A 9,344-nucleotide genomic window follows, 5' to 3' on the forward strand; every position below is an offset into this window, starting at 1 on the left:
TTTTCCACAATTCATCGTCTTATAGCTAGAGATTGATAAAATCAAATTGCAAAAAATGGATATCAACAAAATTTGGGATGACTTCCATCAAGAGCTGAAAGCATTTATCCTGAACAAAACCAGAAATTCGGCGGACACTGATGACATTTTGCAGGAGGTATTCATTAAAATCATGCAAAATATGAATAAGGTAAAACATGCCAAGAGTTTAAGACACTACTTGTTTGGAATTGTTCGTAATGCCATTACGGATTACTTCAGGAATAAGCAATACGACCAACACAATCTTGAAATCCCGGAAAAGCTTACTGAGGAAGAGTCTGAGTCCCTAAATGAAACCATTGCCGAATGTTGCATAAAGCCATTTATCAATCAGTTGCCGGAAAACTATAAAAAAGCATTGCTCAGCACGGAATTCGAAAATATTTCCCAAAAGGACATGGCTAATAAACTGAACATTTCTTATTCAGCTGCCAAATCCAGAGTACAAAGAGGAAAAGAAAAATTGAAAGGACTAATACTACAATGTTGTTCCTTGGAAAGCGATAAATATGGAAACCTATCGGCTAAATCAAAAAAGAATTGTAATTGCGCTTAATTTTTCTGCGTCTTTTTTAAGAATTGCCGTCTTACCAGCGAACAACAAAATTATAGAATCATGCAAGCAGAAAAAATCAAATCAGAAATCAGAAAATCCTACGGGAACATTGCCAAAGGAAAAAAAACAGAAAGCTGTTGCAACAATACTGGCTGTTGTACGAGCGATGATTTAGGTACCTCCATGAAGGAGGATTACAGCAAAGTAGCAAAAGGATATCAAAAAGAAGCTGATTTGTCGTTAGGTTGTGGATTACCAACTGAAATTGCAAATATTAAAGAAGGCGATACAGTTGTGGACCTTGGCTCCGGTGCCGGAAATGACGTTTTCATTGCCCGAAGCATTGTGGGGGACTCAGGAAAAGTGATTGGCATTGATATGACTCCGGAAATGGTCATTCGTGCCTTACAAAACAACCAAAAACTCGGTTTCAAAAACGTGGAGTTTGTACTGGGAGAAATTGAAGACATGAAAGAAATCCCAGAGCATTCAGCGGATGTAGTCATTTCAAATTGTGTCATGAATCTGGTCCCTGATAAAGCCAAAGCCTTCAATGAAATTCATAGAATCTTGAAGGTGGGAGGACATTTCAGTATTTCGGATATAGTTCATACAGGCTCACTACCCAAAGGAGTTTTGGAAGCAGCAGAAATGAATGCTGGTTGTGTTGCCGGAGCAAATGAGAAAGGGGACTACCTAGGGATAATTAAGTCCGTTGGTTTCAAAAATCTTCAAATTAAAAAAGAACGTCTCATTGAACTGTCAGACGAATTGCTCTTAAAATACATTACTCGAAATGAATTACAAAAATTTAGAGATTCAGGATCGGGAATTTACAGCATCACTATTTATGCAGACAAATTAGAGGAAGGAAGTTGTTGTGAAAGCACCACAAATAGTTGTTGTGGCAGTGAAACTACAAAAGGAGATAAAAAAGAAGAACAATTCTGTTGTGGAACAACTGAAAACCAAAAGAGTCTGGATTGTTGCGCATAATCACACCACCACTAAAAAAGAGTAGCGGGTTCCGTCACTTAAATTATGACGGAACCCGCTATAAGTTTCTTTAACATTCTCTTGAAGTAATTCTGGAAATTAGTTTTATTATTAAAAAGCATCTATGGTTATGGACATTGATAAAAAAGCTTTAGTACAATTTATACAACAAGTTATTCCAATATCAAAAGAAGATGCTTATGGTATTGCACACCATTTCCAGTTGAAAGAATTAAAAAAAGGGGAACAATTAGTAAGAGAAAATAAAATAAGCGACGACTATCTATTTTTGGAAAAAGGATTTCTTCGAACTTACCTCTACGACTTTGAAGGAAATGAAGTGACAACCGATTTTTTTACAAAAAATAACATTGTATTTGAGGTAACATCATTTTTTAACAGAGTACCATCTCAGGTTAACATACAGGCTATAACCGATTGCAAAGGATATAGGCTTTCCTATCAAGAACTCAACTCACTTTTTCATAGCAAACCTGTTTTTAGAGATTTTGGGAGAGCAATTTTGGTAAAGGAATTTATTACCTCAAAAAAGAGAACAATTTCAATGATCAACCAAACAGCCGAACAAAGGTACAAAGCCCTTTTAAAATCAAATATGGAAATATTGGTAAATGCTCCCTTAAAATATATTGCATCATATTTAGGCATTACAGATAGTTCTTTAAGCCGAATCAGAAAAGATATTTCAAAAAAATGATTTCTTGTCATTTGGCAAGTAGGATTTACGGGGATGTTAAGAACTTTAAGTAAGTCAAGATCTTTGAGTAAGTAAAGATCTTGACTATTTACTTTAAATCTTAGTACCATGGAAAACATCTCAACCCCATTAAGCATATTCTTTATTTTAACTACCATCGCAACTGTTGTGCAGTTTTATAGGGCCTCAGGTTATAGCAAAAAGGTTTTATGGATAATTTTAGTTTTGATGGTTTTCCAATTAATCATTGGATTATCAGGATTTTACCAAACACCTCCGAGATTTCTTTTGTTACTACCTCCTAATATATTAATGGTATTGTTCCTTTTTCTTACCAGAGGGGGCAGAGCATTTATTGATTCATTAGACCTCAAAAAATTAACCTTATTGCATACCGTTCGAATTCCTGTTGAAATCACTTTATACTATGTGTTTTTAAGTAAATTAATACCTGTTAATATGACATTTGAAGGGAATAACTTCGATATTATCGCAGGGATAACCGCCCCAATTATTTACTATTTAGTATTTGTAACCGGTAAAGCTAGCAGAACCCTGTTGCTTGTATGGAACTTTTTATGTTTAGCCTTATTATTAAATGTTTTAACCTTTGCTGTTTTATCGGCCCAAACACCTTTACAGAAATTGGCTTTTGACCAACCCAATATTGGAGTGACCTATTTTCCTTTTGTATGGTTGCCAACCATTATAGTTCCAATTGTTTTCTTATCTCAATTGGCGGGAATTAGACAGCTAATATTCTCGAACTCCAAGGAATTAAACGCCAAATTTTAAAAGTAGATTTAAGGAAGAAACATTATTAAACGTAGGTGAAAGCACATGATCGATGACAAAATTAACCAATAAAAACCTGAGGATAATCCAACCAGTTAAAAGGGGCCTCTTGCAAAAGCCCCATTTTTTAAGGTAAAATTAAAAGTAAATTTTCCTGCTTCCATAAGATATGTATCAGGAAATAAGTGGATAAATACGAGTTTCTAGTGTTAGAACTCTACAATACAATCAAGGATACTAAAAATATTAATATACTGATACCATCTTTCCGTTTGCGATAACTCCCTTTATGTCTATCCTTTTCAGAAAGAATCAATTATTCTTTTATATTTAACCATAACGATAAGTGATGCAATTTTTCATTTTAAATGGAAAGTAGCAATCAAGTCTCACTAAATCCTTAACTGATATGAGAAAAAAAATAAACATTATAAGAAGCCTAATCATCACTTCTATACTAAGCCCATTTCTAACTTTTGCTCAGTCAAATAATGATTTGGTTAAAGAGATTCAGGAATTAATGCTAACCCACTATATCTTCCTGGAAAAAGCAAAAGAAACTAATTCGCATCTAGACCAGTTGATGAAAGAGAATTATTTTGATGCTTATACCCAACCCGAAGAGCTGGCAAAGGCCCTAACTGAGCAGCTGAGAAAAATAACCAATGACAAACATTTGGGAGCCTATCCACCCCGACAACAAAAAGAGGAGGTTGATCCTATAGTCAATTTTCAAAAGAATCTTTCCAGGTATTATACCCCTATGATCAATGGGTTTAAATATTTTGATAACAATGTTGGATATCTGGACATGCGTTTTTTTGGGGGTGGGGAGGAAAATTATTCTAAAATAGATCAAGTTTTACAACAATTAACCCTGGCAGATGCTCTAATTATTGATATGAGAAAAAATGGAGGAGGAAGTCCCCATACAGTTCAGTACCTATGTAGCTATTTTTTCGACCAACATTTTTTATTGAACAGTATTTATTCCAGAAATGATGACCACACCGAAGAATTATGGACGATGGATGTTCAGGGAAAGAAAAGGCCAAAGGTACCTATTTATATCCTCTCAAGTGAACGCACCTTCTCCGGAGCTGAAGACTTTTCTTACACCATGCAAAATCTTAAAAGAGCCACTATTATAGGAGAAGTTACTGGTGGAGGGGCTCACCCTACTCGTTCTTTTCCATTAGCCAATGGATTTGAGGTCCGTATACCATTTGCTCGAACTATTAACCCCATAACTAAAACAAACTGGGAGGGAGTAGGTGTAATTCCTGATATAAACATTCCTGCAGATAAAGCCCTGGAAAAAGCAAAAGAACTTGCTACTTTGGCAGCAAATGAATATAAAAACGCTTTTCTTAAGCCCCTGGAAAATGTTTTAAATTCGTTAGAACAGAAGGAAATAACCAAAGAAACTGAAGATAGAATATTTAAGCTTTTCAATGACATTGTGAAGGCAAATATGCTCAACGAAAATGACATTAATATACTTGGTTATAATTATTTATTGAATAATAAAATAAATAGAGCCTTAGTCATATTTAAAGCCAATACACTTTTATTTCCAAACTCTGCTAATGTATATGACAGCTATGCAGAAGCATTGGGAAAAAATGGTCAAAAAGAACTGGCAATAGCCAACTATAAAAAAGCAATTGCAGTAGCAACTGAACAAAACCATAGATTCCTGGAAGCCTTTAAACAAAATTTAAAGTCGTTTCAAGAAAGAAATAATTAATATTATGAATCAAAGGCATTGTACACTCAATGTCTTTGGCTTTTTAAGCATTCCTTTTTGTTGTTATAATTCTGTCTTTAAATGTACAGCCCCCAAATTCTGAAAAGGATTTCAAACAAAAAGCTATTTACTCATGGAGTGTTTTGGCTTATTATGTATACCTACTACGTGGGTTCAAATTGGGCATTTTATGAAAACAAAATGGCTTTGTTTGAAAAGTATTTCATTAAAACAAACTTACAAATACTTCTTTCATATGCCATTATCTATATCCTTATCCCCCATTTATTGAATAAGAGTCGAAAAATCATATTCATATTAAGTGGGTTAATATCAATTTATATTATTTACGTCCTATATACCGCCTATAGGTTTTACATTTTTGACCCCAAATACCCCGATATTTACCGGAAATTTGATTTATATGAGCGCATCACTGATTTTAACCTATACTTTAATGAGATCACCTGGTTTATTTTTCCTACCATCATTTTAGTGGCCTTACAATATTATAATGATCAAAAAGAAGTATTAAGCCTTAGGGAGCAAAAGAAAACCACGGAGTTGAACTTATTAAAAAACCAGCTGAATCCTCATTTCCTTTTTAACACATTAAATAACCTGTATACCCTGGCCTTAAAAAAATCAGACAAAACCCCTGAGGTGATTGGGAAATTATCGGCTATACTTGACTATATGTTATATCATTGTAACGATAAATTTGTTGCTCTTTCTGATGAAATCTCCTTAATTAACAATTATATTGAGCTAGAAAAAATAAGGTATGGAAGGCGATTGGAAATTACCTTTGATTATAAAATAAGTAAGGAGACCAAAATTGCACCTTTAATACTACTTTCTTTTGTTGAAAATGCTTTTAAGCATGGAGTTAAAGAAGAGATTAACCTAGCGGAAATCAAAATAAACCTCTATACTAATGAAAATGAAATTCTTTTCCGATTAGAAAACTCAATACCCTTTCATAAACAAAAAAATGAATTCAAAAACTCTAACTCCATAGGCTTACGGAATATCAAAAAACAATTGAATATTCTTTATCCAAATTCCCATGCACTAGAAATTAGTGAGAGAAGCAACAATTATCTGGTTACCTTAAAAATGATTCCCAATGATCCATAAATGCATGATCGTAGATGATGAGGAGTTAGCAAGGGAGTTAATCGCCACCCACCTTTCTCATCTGGATGAGTTTGAGTTAATAGCTTCCTGCAAAAATGCCCTGGAAGCCAGGACCATTCTTCAACAAAAAGAAGTTGACTTACTTTTCCTAGATATAGAAATGCCTTTTTTAAAGGGGACAGAATTTTTTCAAAGTTTGAGCAGAAAACCCAAAGTTATTTTTACCACAGCTTTTAGAAATTATGCAGTAGAAGGATTTGAATTAAATGCAATAGATTATTTGTTAAAACCTATCTTATTTGATCGCTTTATCAAGGCCATTGATAAGTTTTTGGAAAGTAAGAAATTAAATGGGATCAAACAGCTCAATAGGAAGGATCATATATTTATCCAAAGCCATAAGAAAAACATCAAACTAAAATTAGCTGATATTCTATATGTGGAAAGTCTAAAGGATTATATTAAAATCAGCTTTCCTGAAGATAATTTGATATTTAAATGTGGTATTACTGCTTTTGAAAAAATGTTGGACAATCGTTTTTTAAGAGTGCATCGTTCCTTCTTGGTGAATATGGATAAAGTCTCTGCTTTTACTAAAAATGATATTGAAATAGAGGAAAAAGAAATCCCCATAGGAGAATCTTATAAGATTGATGTTTTAAATAAACTCAAATAGTAAAAAAAATGGGTACTACAAGAATTTCACCTGTAAATGACCTCGATTAAAACACCAATAAAAAAGGATTTAAAAATAATATCAAGATTAACGCATATGAGATAGCACTTTCAGGGCAAAAGAAAACTAACCCTACACCATCAAATTTATTGGAATACCAAAAAACTCGGATTTATGAAAAAGTATATGGGATTTTTCATCTTCTTTTTTTCGCTACAAACATTTATTGCCAAAGCCCAAACCAAGCAAGATTCCCTTGCTATTAAACAAGTGGCCCTCGATTACATTGAATCCCAACATAATGTAAATCCAGAGCAATTTGAGCGAGCAGTACATCCCAGAATGGTAAAAAGAACTTTTTGGAGGAATGGAAGTTCAGGCAAAGAATATTTACGTGAGTCTTTTAAAGATTATATGGTTTTGTTAGCGGAAACCTACAACCAGAACGGTGATAAGTTTTCTGAGAATCCTAAAAAAGAGGTTATTATTTTGGATATTTATGATAAAACGGCCTCAGTGAAACTCATTGCAGATGAGTGGATAGATTACATGCATATTATAAAAATAGAAGGGGAATGGAAAATTGTGAATGTTCTTTGGCAATTTAATGATTCTTCCCGGCATTGATTTTGGGTTTCTTGTTAAAAGCATAACTCAAGATTAAAACTTAAGACCACTTTAAAGGAAAATTCTTGAGGGATATAGGGAGGTGGAGAAATTCACCAAAATGATTTATGAAAGTGGCCTGTTATTGATTGGGGGTACGGGTTCAAATAACCCCTGAATAACCCCAGGAGGTAGTTTCCATTAAGGACTTAGCTTATGGGCAAATTCCGATATTCCAAATACAGAAGTATTAAGAATAGCAACAATAAATGGAGCTAAATTACTGAATAATGATCATAGGACAGGGAGTATTGAAGAAGGCAAGTAGGACAATTTTGGGATCTTGAGCAAATACCCATTGGAAGATATCGAACAACCTCTTAAAATTGAACTAACCATGAACAACCGAAATACCTATTATCCAAAACAGTACAAATGTTAATTAGTACAAATGTTAATTAGCACAAATTGAAATATGAAAAATAGGGTATGGAGCTGGACTTCCCAGATTGATTCCATTTGTTAAATTGGAATGTAAATTAATTGTTTATCAACAAATTTTAATAAATCATGACAACAGCAAACGTTTATCTCACTTTTAATGGCAATTGCGAAGAAGCCTTTAATTTTTATCAATCCGTATTTGGAGGAGAGTTTTCCTATGTGGGAAAATTCAAGGATATGCCTCCAATGGAGGGGCAACCACCAATTTCTCCCGAACATGCCGAAAAGATTATGCACATGGCTTTACCCCTAAGTGAGGAAACTGTCATTATGGGAAGTGATACCATGGAAGAAGGAGACTCAAACCATGTACAGGGAAACAATTTCTCCATTTCAATCGATACAGATTCAAAAAATAAAGCCGACAAGCTTTTTGACAAACTGACCTCAGGCGGGGTGACAAAAATGCCCATGAATAAGACCTTTTGGGGTGACTATTTTGGTATGTTAACAGATAAATTTGGAATAAACTGGATGATCAGCTTTAACGAAAATCCACAAAAATAATATACACCCACTTAAAAACCCCATCTGGCAAGTTTGTAGCTCACCAGATGGGGTTTATGAAACAAGGGTAAGTCTTATTTCTCCCTCCAATGTAAATAAGAAATCCAGCTTCAAACCATAGGAATTTGAACTGGGACGAAAAATATTTTCTAAGTTTACTCAAAGTACAAAATCAGATTAAATCTAACGATTAACTTAACTACTACCCTAACTTCAAATAAAATATGGATAAGAAAACTCTTAATGAAAAACCAGAAGAGATTGCCTCTCAACTTAGTTGTCCAAAAGGTGATTCCGGTATTGAAATGGGAAAGGTCATGCATAAAACCAATATCGGCATGACCTTAAGTACCATCGATTCACTAAACCTTAGTTACAAGGACATTCTCTTGGAGCTGGGGCATGGGAATTGTGGCCATCTAACCGAAATTTTAAATCGAGCAGAAGATGTAAAATACATGGGACTTGAAATTTCTAGTTTAATGCAACAGGAAGCCGAAAAGCTTAATCTAGAGGCTGTAAAAAAGAAAATGGCTTCTTTTACCCTTTATAATGGGATAAATATTCCCTTTGAAAATAATTCAATTGATAAAGTAATGACGGTTAATACCCTCTACTTTTGGGAAAGGCCAATAGATTTATTAAATGAAATTTACAGAGTTTTAAAAAATGGAGGGAAATGCAGCATCACTTTTGCTCAAAAGAGGTTTATGAAAAACCTTACCTTTGTACAGCATGGATTTGAACTTTACGATACCAACAAAGCCAAAGGACTTCTTGCTCAAACACCCTTCAGAATATTGAATATTTCAAATTATATAGAAGAGGTAAAAAGTAAAACTGGTGAATTGGTTGAAAGAGAATATTCAATTGTAATCTTAGAAAAGTGTGAAAAGTAATTTCTCCACTTTCAAATCCCAAAAATGAAAAAACTAAAGCTTTTTATGAATTTTTTCTATATATGGTTATCTCCTAATGAAAGACAAAATTAATAGCTTATGTAATAGGCCAGATAAAAGTAAAATATTTTTTTTGATTAAAATTAAAAACCATA

Annotated in this window: 11 protein-coding genes; all 11 read left to right on the forward strand. The window is 33.7% G+C overall.

Annotation, left to right across the window (positions count from 1 at the left end):
* Nucleotides 1-55 precede the first annotated feature (55 nt).
* The 11 genes from sigZ (at nt 56) to E1171_RS14340 (ending at nt 9,189) form a co-directional block, all read left to right on the forward strand.
* On the forward strand, nt 56-598 hold the full coding sequence (gene sigZ / locus E1171_RS14290) for an RNA polymerase sigma factor SigZ (protein WP_155206708.1): 543 nt from the start codon (nt 56-58) through the stop codon (nt 596-598).
* 60 nt (nt 599-658) lie between these two features.
* On the forward strand, nt 659-1,594 hold the full coding sequence (arsM, locus tag E1171_RS14295) for an arsenite methyltransferase (RefSeq protein ID WP_155206709.1): 936 nt from the start codon (nt 659-661) through the stop codon (nt 1,592-1,594).
* 130 nt (nt 1,595-1,724) lie between these two features.
* Nucleotides 1,725-2,312 carry a Crp/Fnr family transcriptional regulator gene (locus tag E1171_RS14300; RefSeq protein ID WP_155206710.1) on the forward strand — a complete coding sequence of 196 codons (588 nt, stop codon included), beginning with the start codon at nt 1,725-1,727 and terminating at the stop codon, nt 2,310-2,312.
* Nucleotides 2,313-2,420: 108 nt separating this feature from the next.
* Nucleotides 2,421-3,107, forward strand: coding sequence for a hypothetical protein (locus E1171_RS14305; RefSeq protein WP_155206711.1), 687 nt, complete (start codon nt 2,421-2,423; stop codon nt 3,105-3,107).
* A gap of 409 nt (nt 3,108-3,516) precedes the next feature.
* Nucleotides 3,517-4,857: a S41 family peptidase gene (locus E1171_RS14310; RefSeq protein WP_155206712.1), complete on the forward strand. Its 1,341-nt coding sequence runs from the start codon at nt 3,517-3,519 to the stop codon at nt 4,855-4,857.
* A 153-nt stretch (nt 4,858-5,010) separates the two neighbouring features.
* The gene (locus E1171_RS14315) at nt 5,011-5,997 is read left to right on the forward strand and encodes a sensor histidine kinase (protein ID WP_187696463.1); all 987 of its coding nucleotides are present in this window, start codon (nt 5,011-5,013) and stop codon (nt 5,995-5,997) included.
* A complete protein-coding gene (locus E1171_RS14320) occupies nt 5,987-6,673 on the forward strand; it encodes a LytR/AlgR family response regulator transcription factor (protein ID WP_155206714.1) in 687 nt (228 codons plus the stop codon). The genes E1171_RS14315 and E1171_RS14320 overlap by 11 nt, the downstream gene beginning before the upstream one ends.
* A gap of 174 nt (nt 6,674-6,847) precedes the next feature.
* On the forward strand, nt 6,848-7,300 hold the full coding sequence (locus tag E1171_RS14325; RefSeq protein WP_155206715.1) for a nuclear transport factor 2 family protein: 453 nt from the start codon (nt 6,848-6,850) through the stop codon (nt 7,298-7,300).
* A gap of 211 nt (nt 7,301-7,511) precedes the next feature.
* Complete coding sequence (locus E1171_RS24965) at nt 7,512-7,607, forward strand: amidohydrolase family protein (protein WP_187696465.1); 96 nt, start codon at nt 7,512-7,514, stop codon at nt 7,605-7,607.
* Between the two features lie 242 nt (nt 7,608-7,849).
* Nucleotides 7,850-8,290, forward strand: coding sequence for a VOC family protein (locus tag E1171_RS14335; protein ID WP_155206716.1), 441 nt, complete (start codon nt 7,850-7,852; stop codon nt 8,288-8,290).
* Between the two features lie 224 nt (nt 8,291-8,514).
* Nucleotides 8,515-9,189, forward strand: a complete 675-nt coding sequence (locus E1171_RS14340) for a class I SAM-dependent methyltransferase (protein ID WP_155206717.1) — start codon at nt 8,515-8,517, stop codon at nt 9,187-9,189.
* Nucleotides 9,190-9,344: the final 155 nt, after the last annotated feature.

Source organism: Xanthovirga aplysinae, assembly GCF_009711365.1.
Taxonomy (GTDB): domain Bacteria; phylum Bacteroidota; class Bacteroidia; order Cytophagales; family Cyclobacteriaceae; genus Xanthovirga; species Xanthovirga aplysinae.